The organism is Eubacterium sp. AF19-12LB (assembly GCF_003479125.1).
Lineage (GTDB): Bacteria > Bacillota > Clostridia > Lachnospirales > Lachnospiraceae > Eubacterium_U > Eubacterium_U album.
Genome location: NZ_QUGP01000004.1, coordinates 23,292 through 41,958, shown reverse-complemented (window position 1 = coordinate 41,958; position 18,667 = coordinate 23,292). Strand labels below are relative to the sequence as shown.

General features: G+C 33.6%; 20 protein-coding genes. 19 read left to right on the top strand and 1 reads right to left on the bottom strand.

Going from position 1 to position 18,667, the window contains the following annotated elements; genetic code table 11:
• Nucleotides 1-247: 247 nt before the first annotated feature.
• The 11 genes from DWX29_RS04970 to DWX29_RS04920 all read left to right on the top strand — a co-directional run bounded on the left by DWX29_RS04970 (nt 248) and on the right by DWX29_RS04920 (nt 9,059).
• Nucleotides 248-601: a DUF4234 domain-containing protein gene (locus DWX29_RS04970; protein ID WP_022089856.1), complete on the top strand. Its 354-nt coding sequence runs from the start codon at nt 248-250 to the stop codon at nt 599-601.
• Nucleotides 602-872: 271 nt separating this feature from the next.
• A complete protein-coding gene (gene rpsL, locus DWX29_RS04965; RefSeq protein ID WP_022089855.1) occupies nt 873-1,292 on the top strand; it encodes a 30S ribosomal protein S12 in 420 nt (139 codons plus the stop codon).
• Between the two features lie 255 nt (nt 1,293-1,547).
• Nucleotides 1,548-2,018, top strand: coding sequence for a 30S ribosomal protein S7 (rpsG, locus tag DWX29_RS04955; protein WP_022089854.1), 471 nt, complete (start codon nt 1,548-1,550; stop codon nt 2,016-2,018).
• Between the two features lie 113 nt (nt 2,019-2,131).
• Nucleotides 2,132-4,249, top strand: coding sequence for an elongation factor G (gene fusA / locus DWX29_RS04950; protein WP_117908880.1), 2,118 nt, complete (start codon nt 2,132-2,134; stop codon nt 4,247-4,249).
• Between the two features lie 138 nt (nt 4,250-4,387).
• Nucleotides 4,388-5,575, top strand: coding sequence for an elongation factor Tu (gene tuf, locus DWX29_RS04945; RefSeq protein ID WP_117908882.1), 1,188 nt, complete (start codon nt 4,388-4,390; stop codon nt 5,573-5,575).
• A gap of 339 nt (nt 5,576-5,914) precedes the next feature.
• Entirely contained in the window at nt 5,915-6,781 is an 867-nt protein-coding gene (locus DWX29_RS04940; RefSeq protein ID WP_118565299.1) for an NAD-dependent epimerase/dehydratase family protein, read from the top strand.
• 31 nt (nt 6,782-6,812) lie between these two features.
• Nucleotides 6,813-7,052: a hypothetical protein gene (locus DWX29_RS04935; protein WP_118565298.1), complete on the top strand. Its 240-nt coding sequence runs from the start codon at nt 6,813-6,815 to the stop codon at nt 7,050-7,052.
• A 109-nt stretch (nt 7,053-7,161) separates the two neighbouring features.
• The gene (locus tag DWX29_RS12645) at nt 7,162-7,314 is read left to right on the top strand and encodes a hypothetical protein (protein ID WP_158574503.1); all 153 of its coding nucleotides are present in this window, start codon (nt 7,162-7,164) and stop codon (nt 7,312-7,314) included.
• Between the two features lie 5 nt (nt 7,315-7,319).
• Nucleotides 7,320-7,559 carry a GNAT family N-acetyltransferase gene (locus DWX29_RS04930; protein WP_199663675.1) on the top strand — a complete coding sequence of 80 codons (240 nt, stop codon included), beginning with the start codon at nt 7,320-7,322 and terminating at the stop codon, nt 7,557-7,559.
• A 47-nt stretch (nt 7,560-7,606) separates the two neighbouring features.
• Entirely contained in the window at nt 7,607-8,218 is a 612-nt protein-coding gene (locus DWX29_RS04925; RefSeq protein WP_243053233.1) for an HAD family hydrolase, read from the top strand.
• A gap of 208 nt (nt 8,219-8,426) precedes the next feature.
• A complete protein-coding gene (locus DWX29_RS04920) occupies nt 8,427-9,059 on the top strand; it encodes a helix-turn-helix transcriptional regulator (RefSeq protein ID WP_117908933.1) in 633 nt (210 codons plus the stop codon).
• 458 nt (nt 9,060-9,517) lie between these two features.
• Here the strand turns inward: DWX29_RS04920 and DWX29_RS12780 are convergent, their stop codons facing one another.
• Nucleotides 9,518-10,204 (bottom strand): DDE-type integrase/transposase/recombinase, encoded by a 687-nt coding sequence (locus tag DWX29_RS12780; RefSeq protein ID WP_199663674.1) that lies wholly within the window; start codon nt 10,202-10,204, stop codon nt 9,518-9,520.
• A gap of 141 nt (nt 10,205-10,345) precedes the next feature.
• Between DWX29_RS12780 and DWX29_RS04900 the strand changes: the two genes are divergently transcribed.
• The 8 genes from DWX29_RS04900 to DWX29_RS04865 all read left to right on the top strand — a co-directional run bounded on the left by DWX29_RS04900 (nt 10,346) and on the right by DWX29_RS04865 (nt 18,264).
• Nucleotides 10,346-10,798 (top strand): hypothetical protein, encoded by a 453-nt coding sequence (locus DWX29_RS04900; protein ID WP_118565294.1) that lies wholly within the window; start codon nt 10,346-10,348, stop codon nt 10,796-10,798.
• A gap of 199 nt (nt 10,799-10,997) precedes the next feature.
• Complete coding sequence (locus DWX29_RS04895) at nt 10,998-11,327, top strand: hypothetical protein (protein ID WP_118565293.1); 330 nt, start codon at nt 10,998-11,000, stop codon at nt 11,325-11,327.
• A 111-nt stretch (nt 11,328-11,438) separates the two neighbouring features.
• Nucleotides 11,439-11,912: a hypothetical protein gene (locus DWX29_RS04890; protein WP_118565292.1), complete on the top strand. Its 474-nt coding sequence runs from the start codon at nt 11,439-11,441 to the stop codon at nt 11,910-11,912.
• A gap of 9 nt (nt 11,913-11,921) precedes the next feature.
• The gene (locus tag DWX29_RS04885) at nt 11,922-12,803 is read left to right on the top strand and encodes a hypothetical protein (RefSeq protein ID WP_118565291.1); all 882 of its coding nucleotides are present in this window, start codon (nt 11,922-11,924) and stop codon (nt 12,801-12,803) included.
• 9 nt (nt 12,804-12,812) lie between these two features.
• Nucleotides 12,813-14,105, top strand: a complete 1,293-nt coding sequence (locus DWX29_RS04880) for a DNA cytosine methyltransferase (protein WP_118565290.1) — start codon at nt 12,813-12,815, stop codon at nt 14,103-14,105.
• A 22-nt stretch (nt 14,106-14,127) separates the two neighbouring features.
• Nucleotides 14,128-15,372, top strand: coding sequence for a DUF262 domain-containing protein (locus tag DWX29_RS04875; protein WP_118565289.1), 1,245 nt, complete (start codon nt 14,128-14,130; stop codon nt 15,370-15,372).
• Nucleotides 15,365-16,426, top strand: coding sequence for a HEPN domain-containing protein (locus DWX29_RS04870; RefSeq protein ID WP_118565288.1), 1,062 nt, complete (start codon nt 15,365-15,367; stop codon nt 16,424-16,426). The genes DWX29_RS04875 and DWX29_RS04870 overlap by 8 nt, the downstream gene beginning before the upstream one ends.
• 824 nt (nt 16,427-17,250) lie before the next feature.
• Nucleotides 17,251-18,264 carry a virulence RhuM family protein gene (locus DWX29_RS04865; protein WP_118565287.1) on the top strand — a complete coding sequence of 338 codons (1,014 nt, stop codon included), beginning with the start codon at nt 17,251-17,253 and terminating at the stop codon, nt 18,262-18,264.
• The last annotated feature ends 403 nt before the right edge of the window (nt 18,265-18,667 follow it).

The following is an 18,667-nucleotide window of genomic DNA, read 5'->3' as shown; positions in this document are numbered from 1 at the left end:
TATTGAAATATGAATAAAATGCAATGTTTTGTATAATAATAAATGAAAAATAGTTTAAATTTTTTAGAAAAGAGAGATAAAAAGTAATAAAACAGGGCCAAATTTATATGCGTTTATAAAATGCAATAAATTTGGCCCTAAAATATAATAGGCATAATTTGTAAATAGATGTTTCAAATGGTATATATGTGTGTTATACTAAATGAGTGAATTTATTTACCAAAAAAGAGAAAAGGAGGAGAAAGGTATGATTCAGAGAAGAAGTATTGCAATGTGCATAATTCTTTCACTCGTAACATGCGGGATTTACGGAATATATTGGTTTGTTGTTTTAACAGACGATGCGAACACATTATTGCCGGATAACAAAGGATTGAACAATACATCAGGAGGTGTAGCATTCTTGCTTTCACTCGTAACATGTGGAATATATGGTCTTTATTGGGCTTATAAGCAGGGTGAAAAGATTGACGAAGCAAAAACAGCAAGAGGAATTATGTCAAGTAACTCAGGAATTATTTATTTGTTATTGACTATTTTTGGATTCGGAATTATTGCAGAAGCTTTAATGCAGAATGAATTAAACAGCATGGCGTTTTAATAATAAATTAAATAGTATGGTGTTTAAAAATGAATTAAATAACATGACATTTAATTTATAAAAAGTTACAATGTATGAAAATATCGAAAGAAATTAACAATTTTTACATTTTTATAAAGAAAAGTATCGAAAATTAATTTTTTAAATGATATGTTGACAAAAAAATATAACACATATATAATGGCATAGTATGCGAACAGGCATATTATGCCTTTTTGCTACAAATAAATGTGATTTACACATAATTCTAATAACAGGAGGTGAAAAAAGGATGCCTACATTTAACCAGTTAGTAAGAAAAGGACGTCAGACTTCAGTTAAGAAGTCAACTGCTCCAGCATTATTAAAGAGCTATAACTCTTTAAACAAGAAGATGAATGATACAGCTTCTCCACAGAAACGTGGTGTTTGTACAGCAGTTAAGACAGCTACACCTAAGAAGCCTAACTCAGCTCTTAGAAAGATTGCCAGAGTACGTCTTTCAAATGGTATTGAAGTAACAAGCTACATTCCAGGTGAAGGTCATAATCTTCAGGAACATAGCGTTGTACTTATCCGTGGTGGTAGAGTAAAAGATTTACCAGGTACAAGATACCATATCATCAGAGGTACACTTGATACAGCAGGTGTTGCTAAGAGACGTCAGGCCCGTTCTAAATACGGCGCTAAGAGACCAAAAGACGCTAAGTAGGAAAGGCTTTTATAAGCCAATCACAGGTTGAATGATTTTAGTGCCGGTTATTAGAATTATTACAGGGCAGAGTTTGACACGAAAGTTAAACTTTGCGGTGTTAGAAATAGAGTCTAAAGCCGTGCGCAAGGACACAACTTATGTGAGTACCGAAGATCTAATCGCAGGAGACTCACAAGTGAGGAAACCTGCAAAATCTAAATTTGTGAATATTTTAGGCAAATTTAGGAAAAATTGATTAAGGAGGGAAGTAACATGCCACGTAAAGGACATACTCAGAAAAGAGAAGTATTAGCAGATCCAATGTATAATAACGTAGTAGTTACAAAGCTTATCAACAACATTATGTTAGATGGTAAGAAAGGCGTAGCTCAGAAGATCGTATACGGAGCTTTTGATAGAGTTGCAAACCAGACTGGTAAAGATGCAATCGAAGTTTTCGAAGAAGCTATGAACAACATCATGCCAGCACTTGAAGTTAAAGCAAGACGTATCGGTGGTGCAACATACCAGGTTCCTATTGAAGTTAGACCTGAAAGAAGACAGGCTTTAGGACTTCGTTGGATTACATTGTATTCTCGTCAGAGAAGTGAAAAGACAATGGAAGAAAGATTAGCTAACGAAATCATGGATGCTGCAAACAATACAGGTTCTTCAGTAAAGAAGAAAGAAGATATGCATAAGATGGCTGAAGCAAACAAAGCATTTGCTCACTATCGTTTCTAATAAAACTGTAAGTGTTACAAGACAGGTTGCATAGCAATAACTGTTTTGTAACAAATATACAGTTTTAATTTTAAATTCATGCAAATGAACAATAAATTAAGGAGGAAAAAACCTTGGCTGGAAGAGAATATCCACTAGATAGAACAAGAAACATTGGTATTATGGCTCATATCGATGCCGGTAAGACTACATTAACAGAACGTATCTTATATTATACTGGTGTAAATTATAAAATTGGTGAGACTCATGATGGCGCTTCCACAATGGACTGGATGGAACAGGAACAGGAAAGAGGTATCACAATTACTTCAGCTGCTACAACATGCCACTGGACATTAGAAGATCATCACAAACCAAAAAAAGGTGCGTTAGAACATCGTATCAACATTATTGATACTCCCGGACACGTTGACTTTACAGTAGAAGTTGAGCGTTCACTTCGTGTATTAGATGGTGCTGTAGGTGTATTTGATGCTAAGGCAGGTGTTGAACCACAGTCAGAAAACGTATGGCGTCAGGCTGACACATACAATGTACCTCGTATGGCATTCATCAACAAGATGGATAAAATGGGTGCAGATTTCTTTTATTCAGTTCAGACAATCATTGATCGTTTGGGCAAGAATGCAATCCCAGTTCAGATTCCAATTGGTAAAGAAGACGATTTCGCCGGATTAATCGATTTATTTGAAATGGAAGCATATTACTATAAAGATGATAAGGGTGAAGATATCGAAATCACAACAATCCCTGATGACTTAAAGGATCTTGCTAATGAATGGCATGACAACCTTGTTGAAAAGATTTGTGAATTAGATGATGACCTTACATTAATGTATCTTGAAGGTGAAGAACCATCAATCGAAGAAATGAAGAAGGTACTTAGAAGGGCTACAATCGCTTGTGAAGCAGTTCCTGTATATTGTGGATCAGCTTACAAGAACAAAGGTGTACAGAAGATGTTAGACGGTGTTATCGAATACATGCCAGCTCCAACAGATATCCCTGATATCACAGGTGTTGATGAAGATGGTAACGAAGTAGTACGTCATTCATCAGATGATGAACCTTTTGCAGCTTTAGCATTCAAGATTATGACTGACCCATTCGTAGGTAAGTTAGCATTCTTCAGAGTTTACTCTGGTACAATGAACTCAGGTTCATATGTATTAAATGCTACAAAGGGTAAGAAAGAGCGTGTTGGACGTATCGTACAGATGCATGCTAACAAGCGTACAGAAATAGATAAAGTATATTCAGGAGATATTGCAGCTGCTGTAGGTTTCAAGTTGACTACAACAGGTGATACAATCTGTGATGAACAGCATCCTGTAATTCTTGAATCAATGGAATTCCCAGAACCAGTTATCGAGCTCGCAATTGAGCCTAAGACAAAGAATGACCAGGGTAAGATGGGTGAAGCTTTAGCTAAATTAGCTGAAGAAGATCCTACATTCCGTGCTCACACAGATCGTGAAACAGGTCAGACAATCATCGCTGGTATGGGTGAACTTCACTTAGACGTAATCGTAGATCGTCTTCTTCGTGAATTTAAGGTAGAAGCTAACGTTGGTGCACCTCAGGTTGCATACAAGGAAACATTTACTAAGGCAGTTGACGTTGATAGCAAGTATGCTAAGCAGTCAGGTGGTCGTGGTCAGTATGGTCACTGTAAAGTTAAGTTTGAGCCAATGGATCCAAACGGTGAAGAACAGTTTAAGTTTGAATCTACAGTAGTTGGTGGTAACATTCCTAAGGAATATATCCCGGCTGTTGGAGAAGGTATCGAAGAAGCTGCACAGTCAGGTATCATCGCAGGATTCCCAGTACTTGGTGTACATGCTACAGTATATGATGGATCATACCATGAAGTCGATTCTTCAGAAATGGCATTCCACATTGCAGGTTCTATGGCATTCAAGGATGCTATGGCTAAGGCAGATCCTGTATTGCTTGAGCCTATCATGAAGGTTGAAGTAACAATGCCTGAAGAATACATGGGTGATGTTATCGGAAGCTTGAATTCAAAGCGTGGACAGATTGAAGGTATGGATGACATCGGTGGCGGTAAGATCGTAAGAGCTTTCGTTCCATTGTCAGAAATGTTTGGTTACTCAACAGAACTTCGTTCTACAACTCAGGGTCGTGGAAACTACTCAATGTTCTTTGAAAGATATCAGGCAGCTCCAAAGTCTGTTCAGGAAAAAGTTGCTTCATCAAGAGCAAAATAATATATTGATTTAGATTATTAATTTAACTTAAAGGCTTGAAAATATTCCCATTATAAAATATAATGGGAACTAAGCCTATGTAAAGACGACCATTAGGTCAGTTATTAAAATATTTTATTATTAGGAGGATTATCAAAAATGGCAAAAGCTAAGTTTGAAAGAAACAAACCACATTGTAATATTGGTACAATCGGACACGTAGATCATGGTAAAACAACATTAACAGCTGCTATTACTAAAGTTCTTTCTGAAAGAGTTGAAGGTAACGAAGCTACAGATTTCGAAAATATCGACAAAGCTCCAGAAGAAAGAGAAAGAGGTATCACAATCTCTACAGCTCACGTTGAATATGAAACAAAGAAGAGACATTACGCTCACGTTGACTGCCCAGGACATGCTGACTATGTAAAGAACATGATCACTGGTGCTGCTCAGATGGATGGTGCTATCCTTGTTGTAGCTGCAACTGACGGTGTTATGGCTCAGACAAAGGAACATATCTTACTTTCACGTCAGGTTGGTGTTCCTAAAATCGTTGTTTTCTTAAACAAATGCGATATGGTAGACGATGATGAATTACTTGAATTAGTAGAAATGGACGTTACAGAAATCCTTGAAGAATATGGATTCGACGGAACTCCAATCATCAAAGGTTCAGCTCTTAAGGCTCTTGAAGATCCATCATCAGAATGGGGCGACAAGATCATGGAACTTATGGACACAATTGATGATTACTTCCCAGATCCACAGAGAGATACAGATAAGCCATTCTTAATGCCAGTAGAAGACGTATTCACAATCACAGGTCGTGGTACTGTTGCTACAGGTAGAGTAGAACGTGGTGTTCTTCATATGAACGATGAAGTTGAAATCGTTGGTGTTAAGGAAGAAATCCAGAAGACAGTTGTAACTGGTATCGAAATGTTCAGAAAGCTTCTTGATGAAGCTCAGGCTGGTGATAACATTGGTGCTCTTTTAAGAGGTATCAACAGAGACCAGATCGAAAGAGGACAGGTTCTTGCTAAACCAGGTTCAGTAACATGCCATAAGAAATTTACAGCTCAGGTTTACGTATTAACAAAAGATGAAGGTGGACGTCATACTCCTTTCTTCAACAACTACAGACCACAGTTCTACTTCAGAACAACTGACGTAACTGGTGTTTGTGAACTTCCAGCTGGTACAGAAATGTGCATGCCTGGTGACAACGTAGAAATGACAATCGAACTTATCCACCCAATCGCTATGGAACAGGGTCTTGGATTCGCTATCCGTGAAGGTGGTAGAACAGTAGGTTCAGGTAAGGTTGCTACAATTGTTGAATAATTAACGTTATCAATGAATAGAGCGCAAGCTCACTATAAATAAAGAAAACCACGGTCGTGTTTACACGAAACCGTGGTTTTCCTTTGTTTATAGGGCTCGCAGGCATTCTATGAATGCCGCGAGCTTATTGATTACGGAGTAATCAATAAGATATGCTTGTGTGAATGATGGGCATTCCCGAAATTTTCGGGGATGCCTTTTCTACGTCATAGAGAGAAATGAGGAGTTAATGGCGTCAAAATGGCGTCACGAGAGGAAATGTATGGTTTTATTCTTGGGAGAATGGTATAATTTTAGGGGAAGATTTGATTGATAAATATGAGTTTGTGGAGAAAAAGGATGAAAATATTAGTAATAGGTGGTACTAGATTTTTTGGAATACATATGGTAAATGAACTTTTAGAAAAGGGGCATGATGTTACTATTGCCACAAGGGGAATATCTTCTGATGAATATGGTGACAAGGTAAAGAGGATTATCCTTGAAAGGACAAATGAAGAAAGTGTAAAAGAAGCATTATCCGGCACGCATTATGACATTGTTATTGATAAAATTGCCTATTGTTCGAATGATATAAAGTATGTGATGGAAGCTGTAGATTGTGATAAATATATGCATATGTCCAGTACATCTGTATATGAACCTAAACATATGAATACGATGGAATCTGATTTTGATGGAATATCAAAAGAGCTTATTTGGTGTGACAGATTTGCTTTTCCGTATGAACAAATAAAACGGCAAGCGGAGTATGCTTTGTGGCAAAAATACTCTAGTCGCAATTGGATTGCGGTAAGATATCCTTTTGCAATAGGCAAAGATGATTATACGAAAAGATTATTATTCTATGTCGAACATGTAATGAAGTCTATTCCTATGAATATAGATAATTTGGACTATCAGATGGGCTTTATAAGTTCCGATGAAGCAGGGAAATTTATGGCTTTTCTGGTTGATAAAGAGGTCAAAGGAGCAATTAATGGAAGTGCTGAAGGAACTATTTCTATAAGAGAGATAATTGATTATGTTGAAAAGAAAACAGGTTCCAAAGCAATTATTGACAAAGGAGGGGAAAACGCTCCATATAACAGGGAACCGGAATATAGTATAAATACCGAAAAAGCACAAGCGTTGGGATTTCAGTTTTCGGTACTTCATGATTGGATATATGAACTTTTAGATTATTATATTGAAGTTACCAAATAAAAATTGATAAAACTGAAAAAGGAGATTGACTATGAAAAATTATAATCAAGTTTATGTTAAAAATAGTTTTGATGCAGCAAAAATTTATTGCAAGGCATTTGGAGCAGAGATTACTAGAGCATTTATAAACAAGAACAACACTGCTTATGAACATCGCGAGTTGAAAAAGGGTGTGGTAATGTGTGGCGATTGCCTAGACATGGAAAAATGTCAGATGGTTGGAATGATTATCTCAAATAACCCCGATGCTCTAAAAAATCTGAGGGGATAGACTACATATCAGTTTGTCGAACTGATAAAAAATTTATTTATGTGAAAAGTGTAAGCGGTGGATGGCAAGTGTAAAAAGTAAGCAATGATTTCATTGAAAGAGGAGTTAGATGGTTAATTATTATTTAAATAAGAAAATGGATGCGATGCAACTGAGCGAACTGCGTAAATTTGTTGGGTGGAATACAATGGAAAGTTCTTTAAATAATCCAAAATTACAGTGTTTTCTTTCTGTGAGTGCTTATGGGGTGACAGACTGGTAGGATATGTGGAAGTCGTATCTAATGGGGTTACTGATGCCTACATACAGGATTTGATGGTTCATCCGGAAATGCAAAATCAAGGGTTCGGAACACAGATGATGAGTATGGTAATCAAAGAGATTAGAGAACGAAATATTTATATGCTTTCAGTAATATACGGAGAAGAAAAACTAAAGGAGTACTATGAGAGATTTGGATTTTTCTCAATGCTTTGTGGACAAATGCAGTTGAGGGATGAGGAGTGAAGGGATATACTGCTTAAAATATCTATATCTCGAAAGGAAGTAAGAAAATGATTAAATGGATATTTTTTGACTTAGGATCAACTTTGATAGATGAAAGTGAATGTGCAGAATATAGAACACAAGAATTGCTAAAGCAACCTAACGCACCAAAGAGAGAGACGTTAGAACATCGCATGATAGAGCTTGCTTCACAAAATCGGTTGCCGTATAAAGATGCTGCTAAAGAATTTGGATTGGAAACGATAAAATGGCCAAAGCATTTAGAAAAAGTATATAAAGGTGTTCCTGAGCTGCTTGAAAAGTTGAGAGACAAATATCATTTAGGTATCATTGCTAACCAAAGTATGGGAACAGAACAGCGTATTATACAATATGGTATTCGCCAATATTTTGATATTATCATATCTTCAGCCGAAGTTGGAATATCTAAGCCTAATCTAGAAATATTTCAGATGGCGTTAGATAAATCAGGGTGTATTCCAGAAGAGACTTATATGATTGGAGATAGACTAGATAATGATATCGAACCAGCATCACAAATTGGAATGCATACAATATGGGTGAAACAAGGCTCTTTTGCTTATGGAAACTTAGAGCTGATACAATATCAGCCTGAACATATAGTAAATAATATTACAGAGATATTGGAACATTTATAGTTTTCGCATCAGTGATTCTATATGATGAAACGAAACATCATTAAAATTAGAATTTGTAGGTGGATCTTTGTGACAACAGGAATTATGATATGTAGTTTGATTTTTTTAGCATATATGGATGCGGTTGAGTTTAGGACAACTACTGCGTTATTGAATTCGCAAATGCACATGATATGATTTTACTATAATGAATCATCAGGAGGTTGCTATGTTATATTTACCAGAAAACTTAAAGAAATACCGTATATTAAAAAATCTTACGCAAGAGGATGTTGCAGAGTATTTGGGGATTACCCCGCAAAGCGTTTCGAAATGGGAACGTGGCGAGTCTTATCCAGATATTACACTTTTGCCGGCACTAGCAAATATATTTGAAACAAGTATTGATTTGTTGGTGGGGATGGATACGATTCGTGCGGAAACAACACGGTACAACATTCATAAAAAAGCTGTTGATTATCAGCGAAAAGGAGATTATGATTCTGCAGAAAAAACTTATCGGGATGCATTACTGATTTATCCCAATAAACCAGGGATGATTCTTGGACTAGCAAGTACATTAGCATTAAAGGGTAATACAGATGAAGCTATCGAATTAATGGAAAGAGGATTGCCTATATCAATTAATGAGAAACAGAAAGCCACTATGCGTGCAACCCTATGTTTCTTATATTTGAAAGCAGGATGCGAGGATAAAGCTAATAGACTTGCATCTGAACTTCCTCATACAAGAGAAAGTCGTGAAGTGATTCAACCACTAATCCAACAAAGTTTGTCTGAAAGTGAAATAAACGAAAATATAAAAAATATCTTGCTTGGTGATGGAAAAGGTATTTGGTGAAAAAAGTTCGTTTCAGATTATAGTGATATTTTAGATAATAAAGACAACTTCAAGTTTTCCGGATTAATGTATGTTATATCTATAGCAAGATGAAATTAGAATAAAATCAGGTAAAATAAACCTTGAGATTCTGTAGTGGTCAAGCATTTTTGTAACACTTTGTTCGATAAATACCTATCTGTAATGAGCTTCCATTGGTGTTAAATAATCATTGTACGAATGAGGACGAACATAATTATACCAATTGATATATTTCATGGTAAGTTCATCCATCATCTCCACACTTGAAAATTAGGTTACATTATAAAAATTGCTTTTAAAAGTGTTATAAAATCTTTCCATTGGAGCATTATCATAAGGACAACCGACCTTACTCATGCTCTTGGTTACATTATTATCTTTACAGAAATTCACAAAATCCCATGAGGTAAACTGTACTCCCTGATATGAATGCAGAATCACTTTAGGATAGTTTTCTTTTTTAGTGCTGTTTTAAGTGTGTTTATTGCTAAGTCCGTATTGATGTAATCACTGTTTAACGAAGCAACAGCCGACCTGTCAAATAAATCAATTATTGAACAGTTGTATCTGAATTTTCCATTTGGCTGACGCATATATGTAAAATCAGTGCACCATACTTTATTTTTGCAGTCGACAGTAAAATTTTGGTTTAAGAGATTGTCAAAGATTTTATTCTTTTTCCCAGCCTTGTATCCCGGTTTGGAATGCATGATTACGGCACATAAATTTAATTCTTTATTCATGTATTTATGCATGGTGGTATTGCTTAATTCATAGCCATAACGTTTGATGAAAATGCGCATAGCCCTATATCCTATAACACGATTATTGTTATAGTACACATATTTTATAAGTTCAAAAATGTGTTCCAAACGTTTGTGATATTCACGCTTGGCATCTTTTTTGTTAAGAAGTTGATTTAATCTTCGTATTTCCTTTGCGTCATTAGACTCGGATGTTGTATTGGTGGTATAAAGGCATTCTTCCCTGTATTCGTTAGCCCACTTGTTAACGGAACTTTTTGCAACATTGAATTCAACAGCAAGTTGATGTATTGATTTGTCGCCTGCCATATAGGCTTTAACTACTTCTTTTTTGAAGTCTTCGCTGCAACGTATTGACATAATGATGTCCTCCTTGTTTGAGTAATATTATAATATATTATTCGAATGAGGTGTTACAAATTTAGTTTACCACTACAAATCCTTAAAAAGACTGCTGAAAAACAAATCGCAGATAAGAAGCTGGAGGAAACATATAAAGAAATGAAAGAAGCTGATGTCGTGGCACAATGGGGAATAAAGGACATAAAGGAATTTGAAAATAAAGTAGCAAAAGGTCCGGAAGAGCCTAAAGGACTGATTAGTGCAAAATCTTACAGAGAAAAGATTGTTATACCGTTTCTTGCAGGTTTAAACAGAATATTTAAAAGAATAGTAAAAATGGCAAAAAGCTGCTTTGCGGAATCCATAGAACTAAAAAAGAAGCTGGAGCAGATGGATGCAGATAGGAAAACGTTGATAAGAGATAATGATGAACTTAAATGGTCTAAAGAATATCTGGAACAGGAACTTGATGAAAAGAATGAAAGGATTTATGAATTGGAAGAATCAGAGTTTATGCTTGGATTTTTTAGACGATTTGTTAAGGATGAAGACTATGAAAAGATTGTGGAGATGGGGAAGGAGGAAAGGGAAAATAACAAGTTTATACGTTAGAGATAAGAGAGTTTAATTATAATATATGTCTTTAATGTGAATACGCTTATAATAGAATTATATTTATTTAGGGGGAGTGTTATGATAAAATGTAAATGTGTTTAGAGTAAGATTATTAAGGCAATAAACAGAATGAAATCTTCAATTAATTAAAGCAAGAAGATGTATAAATTTAATATAAGATTGAAGGAGAAAAAATATGTTAGTAAAAAAAATATGTGTTGTAATAGTGGCTGTAATAGCTATTATTTTATTAATTATTGAATATATTAATCGTACTAGAAAAATGAAGAAATATGATTTAGAAAAATTATATAGATGTAAAGATATGGGAGAAGCTTTATTGAATTTTTTTAGTAGTTTATATATTCCGGCTGTGTTTTATATATTTTCATATAAGTGGAATTCAGGTAATGAATACATAAGGGGAATAATAATTGTTATTTTATTTAGTCTTTTAGTTGAGCTTAATATGAGAATATATATGTATAAAAAGAAAATAAGATATAAAGAAAAGTATGATAGGTAATTATAAAACGGTGTGTTAGTTAGTTTTAAAACAGAACTTGTGTTCGAATGCACTATGTAATATAATTATAACTAATGCAGTTGTATTTCAAAAGGAGTATAAATTTACATTATGAGAACAATGTTATTAAGCTTTAAACCTAAATGGTACAACTTAATTAAGGATGGAAGTAAGATATTTGAATATAGGAGAATATTTCCAGATGAGGAAATAATGGCTTATATGTATGTGAGTAGCCCAATGAAACAAATTGTTGGGAAGATTCATTTAGGGCGAAAGATCGATATAAATACATGGAAGGAAAAGTATAAAGATGACAGTGAAATTTGTAAAAGAATAGACGAGTATTTAATTAGACATAAATATGCAATGCCGGTGTTGTCTTTTCAAATGACTAAGGAGATTGAATTAAGAACTTTACAAGAATTTGATTCAAAATTTGTATGTCCGCAAATGTATTATTATTTAGAAAATTATCCCAAATTGTTTGAATTTATTAAGAAAAATGCTATAGAAATAGGAGAATTAAAGGTAAATTCGTTTGAAGAAATAGATAGAGATGATATATGCAGGAAGAAATATTAGGAGGTTTGTATGGGAGATTTTGGCGATGCAGAAAGAAGAATATTATCATTTATGGTAGAAGGAACCGAATTTGAGTTTGAAGATAGAAAATATGTAGTTGAATTATCAGGAAAACCAACGTGTCATAAAGGAGAGCCGAAGACAGATATTTATGTTTTGGCAAAATCATCATTAGATGAAAAAGAAATAAAAATATCATATAAAAAAGAAAATGCAGATTTTATAGAAAATAAAATGAGCGCTGAAAGAGCAGAGCAATTATTTGGAAAAAATTGGGCAAAGATTATTGAAGATTCAACCACATCTATTATGAATAGATTTGAAGAGAGAATGTTAATATACAAAAACAAATTTAAAAGAACCGAAAAAGGTGCAATAACACTAGGATGGAAATTTGAATTATTAAATAAAATTAGTGGTGATTTGTCTGGAAAAATGAAGTTAACAGAGAATCAAGTAATTGATGTTTATGCAGGGAGTAATTTAGCAGAAGACAAAAGAGATGCTATGGTTAATGGAAAAGTAATCAAGAATAGTGGTGTTGCAAATTATTTATTAATGGATGAGAACATTAATTCGGTACAGGATATAATCGATAAGATGATTCCTATAAAGGATTATGTAAAAATGCATCCTGATATTTATTTTGCTTGCAAAGCACTTAATTATAGATCATTTGCAAAAAAATGGGATGGTAATAGACCACTTTCTGTACAAGTAAATTGGAGTGCTAAACATAATAAATTAATTCCTGAGTTAAGTTTTGACCATCCTTTAACTGTTAAAGGAAATGAGGTTGCGAATAGATTAATACACTATATGAAAACGTTGAATATAGAAAATACAGATGATATTGATGAAGACAATGCAGGAACAGATAGAATAAGTTGAGGAGAAGACATGGCTGTTATTTTAGAAGAGCGTGGTAGAGGTAAATTTAAGCCTGCACCAGAGTATAATGTAAATGAAGTTAGAGAATTACTTAATAAGAAAATAGAAGAAGAGAGAGAAGCATTTGAAAATTGCAGTGAAGAAATTGAATTTGACAAACTTAGCTATGATTCTAAAAAGTGGAATTTAGTATCATTATTTTCAGGATGTGGAGGATTAGATTTAGGATTTGAACTAGCAGGATTACAAGCAGTGATGGGTAAAACTGTAATGGAAGAAGCGTTTAGAGACAAAAGAGTTTTTGATGAAAATATTGATAACAATGTCTTTAATACAATATATGTAAATGATATCTTTGACGAAGCGAGACAAACCTATGCTCAAAATGCTGGAAAATATATTTATATGGATAAAAGTGATATAAGAAAAATTAAAGAATTTCCAAAAGCGGACATTGTTCTGGGCGGATTTCCTTGCCCTGGATTTTCAGAAGCGGGTCCACGATTAGTGGATGATAAAAGAAATTTCTTATACCTTCATTTTATTCGCTGTTTGATGCAAAGTAAACCTAAAATATTTGTTGCCGAAAATGTTAAAGGAATGATGACTCTAGGAAAAGGAGAAGTATTTAAACAGATTGTTCAGGACTTTGCAGCAGCAGGGTATAAAATTTATCATAAACTTCTTAATTCAGCAGAATATGGAGTACCACAAATTAGAGAACGAGTAATTTTGGTTGGAGTAAGAAATGACATAGATTTTGAATATGTTCATCCAAAGCCAACCCATGGATATGGGGTTAATGGATTAGAAGAAGTTGTGACTTTACATGATGCAATTGGTGATTTAGAGGAAAATCCGGGAGAATATTTTGTTGGCTCATACTCAACTATTTTTATGTCGCGTAATCGAAAAAAATTATGGAGTCAGCCAAGTTTTACTATTCAGGCATCAGGACGACAGGCGCCTATACATCCGGGTGGAGAACCTATGGTAAAGGTAGGTAAGGACAAATATATATTTAGTGATGGAGAAGAGAATAATAGAAGATTGTCAGTTAAGGAAATTGCAAGAATTCAAACATTTCCAGATTGGTATGAGTTTAGTAGAGGTACAAGCAACAGAAATGCAAATTCAAAGCTTGATTTAGTTTATAAGCAGATAGGAAATGCTGTACCGGTAAGGTTGGCATTGGCAGTAGCAGAACCAATAGCAGAATTTACAAAAGAACAGTTGGAAAAGAAAGAAAAAGAATGCGCAGTTGTTCGTAATGTTGGAGAAGACAAACGAATGATGGCATAAATTGAGTTTACAAGGAGAAAATATGAATATTGAGTTATTAGATTTTGAAAAAGAAAATTTTGAAGGGAAAGAAAATAAAAAGGTTATGTTGTCTGAGGAAGAAATTAATGAAAAATATGAAATTGGAGAGGCAAGAATTGTTACAGAACAAGGAGCTATTAAATTACCGCTAGTAAAAGATGTTTTTACAAACGGTAAATATGACAGAAAACCGATATATCAAAGACGAATTACTTGGGATAATAAAAAGCGCTCTCGTCTTATCGAATCATTTATAATGAATATTCCAGTGCCACCTATATTCATATATGAAGTAGAGTATGGTAAATATGAGGTGATGGATGGTCTTCAGCGTATTTCGGCAATTATGGATTTTTATGATAATGAATATGCATTAGAAGGTTTAACGGAATGGCCAGAATTAAACACAAAAAAATATAGTGAATTACCTAAAAAAATAAAAGAAGGTATTGACAGACGACAAATATCAGTAGTGTCATTACTAAAAGAATCAGCTAAATCTCAAGAACAAGAGCAAAGAATGAAAAGGATGGTATTTGAAAGACTAAATACCGGTGGAGTTAAATTAGAAGATCAAGAGATAAGAAATGCACTATATAATGGTGAATTTAATAAATTGTGCAAGGAACTTTCGACAAATACAACATTTCGAAAATTGTGGGGAATACCGGTAAGTGTTGATGAAGATAATAATACTAAAGAACTATATCAATTAGATACAGTAGATTCATTGGATGTGGCGGATGAACTCGCTTTAAATAACTTATATATGAGAATGTATGATGTTGAATTAGTATTAAGGTTTTTTGCGATGAGACATGTTAATGAATATTCAGGGCAATTATCTGATTTTTTAGACAAGTGCATGATTTTTGGAAACACTATTTTAGAAGAAAATTCAGATAGAGGAGATGTGCTAAAAGAATTATTTATAAATACGATTGAAATAGCAAATAAAATGTTTGGAGATAAAGCTTTTTGTCAATACAAAGAAATTAGAAATCAATTTAAATGGTCAAAACCACAGAAGATGATTTATGATTCACTTATGTTGGCATTAACAAAATATGATATAAATAGTGTACCAAATAACAATAAACTAATTACACAATATATGGAAAAAGCATATAAACAAAACGAAGAAATGTTTAACGGGAAAAAACAATCAAAAACCGATATATTAAATAGAGCCGACTTTTTCGAAAAAATTGTTCAGAATATATTAGAAGGAAATATGGATGAATAGAATTAACATAAGTAAGGATGAGTATTTAAACAATTTAAAAGATATACGAAATTATATTACATGTATGGAAGAACAACATTCATTAATAGACAATTTTGATAGGGAAAATTTAGATGTGAATATTATAAAACAAAGATTTACAAAAGTGATGAGCACCCCAGTGGTTTATAATGCTGTAATCATAAGTTTGTATGGGTGCTTTGAAAACTATATTGATAAAATTGCTGATTCATTATTAGATTTTTGGGTGGAAAAAGCAGACAGGTATGTCAATTTAGCAAATGAAATTAAGCAAAAACATATAAAGAAAAGTGGAGAGTTTTTGGTGAATTCAAATAGGTTTAAAAATTTTGAAATTAATGAACTAGAGGTAATTAAAAATTTATATTCGTGTTTTGAAGAAGAAAAATTTTCACTTAATAAAGAACTTTTGTTAACGCATAGTGGCAATTTAGGAATAGATCAACTAATAGAGTTGTTTAATGATTTGGGAATAAAAAACTCTAAAGCAAAAATCTTGGGAAAAAAGAAGTTTGTCGAGTATATAAAAAATAAAAATGAATTCTCAGATGAAAAAGCAAAAGAGTACATTAACAAGAAAAAAGGTGGAGATGTTAATAGACTGTTTGAAGAATTAACACAATTAGTTGAACAACGAAATAAAGTTGCACATGGCTGGTGCGTAGATACCAGGCTATCAAATAGTGTGTTGGTCGAACAAATAATACCATTTATGGAAATGATGGGACAAGTTATTTGCGACATATTCGAGGAAGAATTAATCATAATTCTACAAACGTGCGGCTTATTAAATGAAATCGATATGATTATCGATGTGTACAATAATAATATATTATGTATTAATAGTAAAAAATCAAGATTAAAAGTAGGGGAGTATATTTTTGCGTATACGGGGAAGGATTACAATAGATTTAAAATATTGAATATTCAGCATAATGAAAAAGATATACAGAAAGTTGAAGAAGATAATATAGATGTTGGAATTTTTGTTGATGGATATATTAAAAAAAATTGGAAATATTACTATACATAATACATAACTTTGAATAAGTAAGGTGAAAATATTATTTTAATCCACTGTTGAATTTGTGCAGTCGTCAAACTGTCGTCATTTTTCTCTGCAAATAGAAATAATGACAGCACAGGCAACCAAAACAAGTAGGAAATACAACGAAAACTAAATAGAAAACACTAAGCAATGATGAGATAATTTCGTGAAGGTGGTAGAACAGTAGGTTCAGGTAAGGTAGCTACAATTGTTGAATAATTAACGTTATCAATGAATAGAGCGCAAGCTCACTATAAATAAAGAAAACCACGGTCGTGTTTACACGAAACCGTGGTTTTCCTTTATTTATGGGGCTCGTAAGCATTCTATGAATGCCGCGAGCTTATTGATTGCGTAGCAATCAATAAGAGAGGTTGATGCGGAATAGTAGGCATTCCCGAAATTTTCGGGGATGCCTAAATATTTTGTTTTCAACACTACTTAATTTTTACCCAACCATATTGAACCTAAGCGACACTATATAATTGAAAAACAAAAAAGTGCACGTTTGTTTATCATAGGAGGTTAATAGTGAATAAGGCGGATGCAGACAGATTAATAATTAAATATCAGCCGAAGGTTTTGGGATTTGCAATGTCCAAAGTTAGAAATATATCAGATGCAGAAGAATTGATTAGAGAATAAGCAACGATCAACTATAATCTTGAATTTGGTAAACAATCATGTTAATATAATCATACAATGTAAGTGTAACAAGTGTTGCACATGTGGGCTGGTCGAAAGACCCAGGTCCAACCTGATCGGCGGGGAGGCTCCCCGCCATTTATTGTATTAGAGGAGTTTGACAAATGAAAGAATTTCCATTTTTACTTTATAAAACAGAAAAGGAAGATATTTACATTAATGCTTTAATTAAAGATGATTCAATTTGGTTGACGCAGAAAGCAATGGCGGAATTGTTTGGAATAGATAAATCAGGCATTAGTCGTCATCTTGCGAATATTTTTGAAACAGGTGAATTGGATGAAGAAGTGGTTGTTGCAAAAATTGCAACAACCACTCAACATGGAGCAATAGAGGGAAAAACCCAATCTAATTCTACTAATTTTTATAATTTAGATGCAATCATTTCCGTAGGCTACAGAGTGAATTCTATTCGAGCTACTCATTTTCGTATTTGGGCAACAAACGTTTTAAAGGAGTATATGACAAAAGGATTTGTGCTGGATGATGAACGATTAAAACAGGGAAAGACTGCATTTGGTAAAGATTATTTTAAAGAATTACTCGAAAGAGTTCGTTCTATTCGTGCGAGCGAAAGAAGAATCTGGCAACAGATTACGGATGTTTTTGCTGAGTGTAGCATTGATTATGATAAAAATGCGGAGATTACACATCAGTTTTATGCAATGGTGCAGAATAAATTCCATTATGCAATTTCGGGACAGACAGCAGCAGAAATTGTTTATTATAGTGCAGACCATATAAAGGATCATATGGGGCTTACTACATGGAAGAATGCTCCTGATGGTCGGGTATTGAAATCAGATGTAACTATTGCAAAAAACTATTTGGATGAAAAGCAAATTCGTAGTTTGGAGCGTGCGGTGACAGGTTATTTTGACTACATAGAAGATTTGATTGAACGTGAAAATACATTTACGATGGAAGAATTCGCGGCAAGCATAAATGAATTTTTGGCATTTAGAAGGTATGAGATTTTACCTGATAGGGGAAAGATTTCGAGAAAGATGGCAAATGATAAGGCTGAACAGGAATACCAGATTTTTAATAGAACTCAAGTTATTGAATCGGATTTTGACAGGGAAGTGAAGAAGATGATTCAAAAGAATGATGATTGAAAAGAAACTATGTCATTTTAATTGTGGCGGTTAGCGTAGTTTTGTTATATACTAAAGGTGTCGTCAAAGTGTCGTCAAATTTTTCGAAAACTAAAAATAGTGACGATATAAGATATAGAAAAAGCCTATAAACAGGCGATTTGATAAGTCGAAAATTAAGAAAAAAAGTCAATAAGCTCCGTGAATGATGGGCATTCCCGAAATTTTCGGGGATGCCTAAATATTTTGGATAATTAGATTAGTATCATTAAATTAAAGTCGGTAATTTATCCACTAACAGAGGGCAAGTTCCCAAGATTTTTTTATTTTCATTCATTTTATTGCTCCTATAATTTATAATATTAATTGTATATATAGAAATAAAAAATATATACACGCAAATCGGGGATAGCAATGATTGACA

What these genes read in the sequence shown, in the direction of transcription:
- DWX29_RS04970 (WP_022089856.1), top strand. Translation starts at nt 248, where the DNA reads ATGATTCAGAGAAGAAGTATTGCAATGTGCATAATTCTTTCACTCGTA.
- rpsL (WP_022089855.1), top strand. Translation starts at nt 873, where the DNA reads ATGCCTACATTTAACCAGTTAGTAAGAAAAGGACGTCAGACTTCAGTT.
- rpsG (WP_022089854.1), top strand. Translation starts at nt 1,548, where the DNA reads ATGCCACGTAAAGGACATACTCAGAAAAGAGAAGTATTAGCAGATCCA.
- tuf (WP_117908882.1), top strand. Translation starts at nt 4,388, where the DNA reads ATGGCAAAAGCTAAGTTTGAAAGAAACAAACCACATTGTAATATTGGT.
- DWX29_RS04940 (WP_118565299.1), top strand. Translation starts at nt 5,915, where the DNA reads ATGAAAATATTAGTAATAGGTGGTACTAGATTTTTTGGAATACATATG.
- DWX29_RS04935 (WP_118565298.1), top strand. Translation starts at nt 6,813, where the DNA reads ATGAAAAATTATAATCAAGTTTATGTTAAAAATAGTTTTGATGCAGCA.
- DWX29_RS12645 (WP_158574503.1), top strand. Translation starts at nt 7,162, where the DNA reads ATGGTTAATTATTATTTAAATAAGAAAATGGATGCGATGCAACTGAGC.
- DWX29_RS04925 (WP_243053233.1), top strand. Translation starts at nt 7,607, where the DNA reads ATGATTAAATGGATATTTTTTGACTTAGGATCAACTTTGATAGATGAA.
- DWX29_RS04920 (WP_117908933.1), top strand. Translation starts at nt 8,427, where the DNA reads ATGTTATATTTACCAGAAAACTTAAAGAAATACCGTATATTAAAAAAT.
- DWX29_RS12780 (WP_199663674.1), bottom strand. Translation starts at nt 10,204, where the DNA reads ATGTCAATACGTTGCAGCGAAGACTTCAAAAAAGAAGTAGTTAAAGCC.
- DWX29_RS04900 (WP_118565294.1), top strand. Translation starts at nt 10,346, where the DNA reads ATGAAAGAAGCTGATGTCGTGGCACAATGGGGAATAAAGGACATAAAG.
- DWX29_RS04895 (WP_118565293.1), top strand. Translation starts at nt 10,998, where the DNA reads ATGTTAGTAAAAAAAATATGTGTTGTAATAGTGGCTGTAATAGCTATT.
- DWX29_RS04890 (WP_118565292.1), top strand. Translation starts at nt 11,439, where the DNA reads ATGAGAACAATGTTATTAAGCTTTAAACCTAAATGGTACAACTTAATT.
- DWX29_RS04885 (WP_118565291.1), top strand. Translation starts at nt 11,922, where the DNA reads ATGGGAGATTTTGGCGATGCAGAAAGAAGAATATTATCATTTATGGTA.
- DWX29_RS04880 (WP_118565290.1), top strand. Translation starts at nt 12,813, where the DNA reads ATGGCTGTTATTTTAGAAGAGCGTGGTAGAGGTAAATTTAAGCCTGCA.
- DWX29_RS04875 (WP_118565289.1), top strand. Translation starts at nt 14,128, where the DNA reads ATGAATATTGAGTTATTAGATTTTGAAAAAGAAAATTTTGAAGGGAAA.
- DWX29_RS04870 (WP_118565288.1), top strand. Translation starts at nt 15,365, where the DNA reads ATGAATAGAATTAACATAAGTAAGGATGAGTATTTAAACAATTTAAAA.
- DWX29_RS04865 (WP_118565287.1), top strand. Translation starts at nt 17,251, where the DNA reads ATGAAAGAATTTCCATTTTTACTTTATAAAACAGAAAAGGAAGATATT.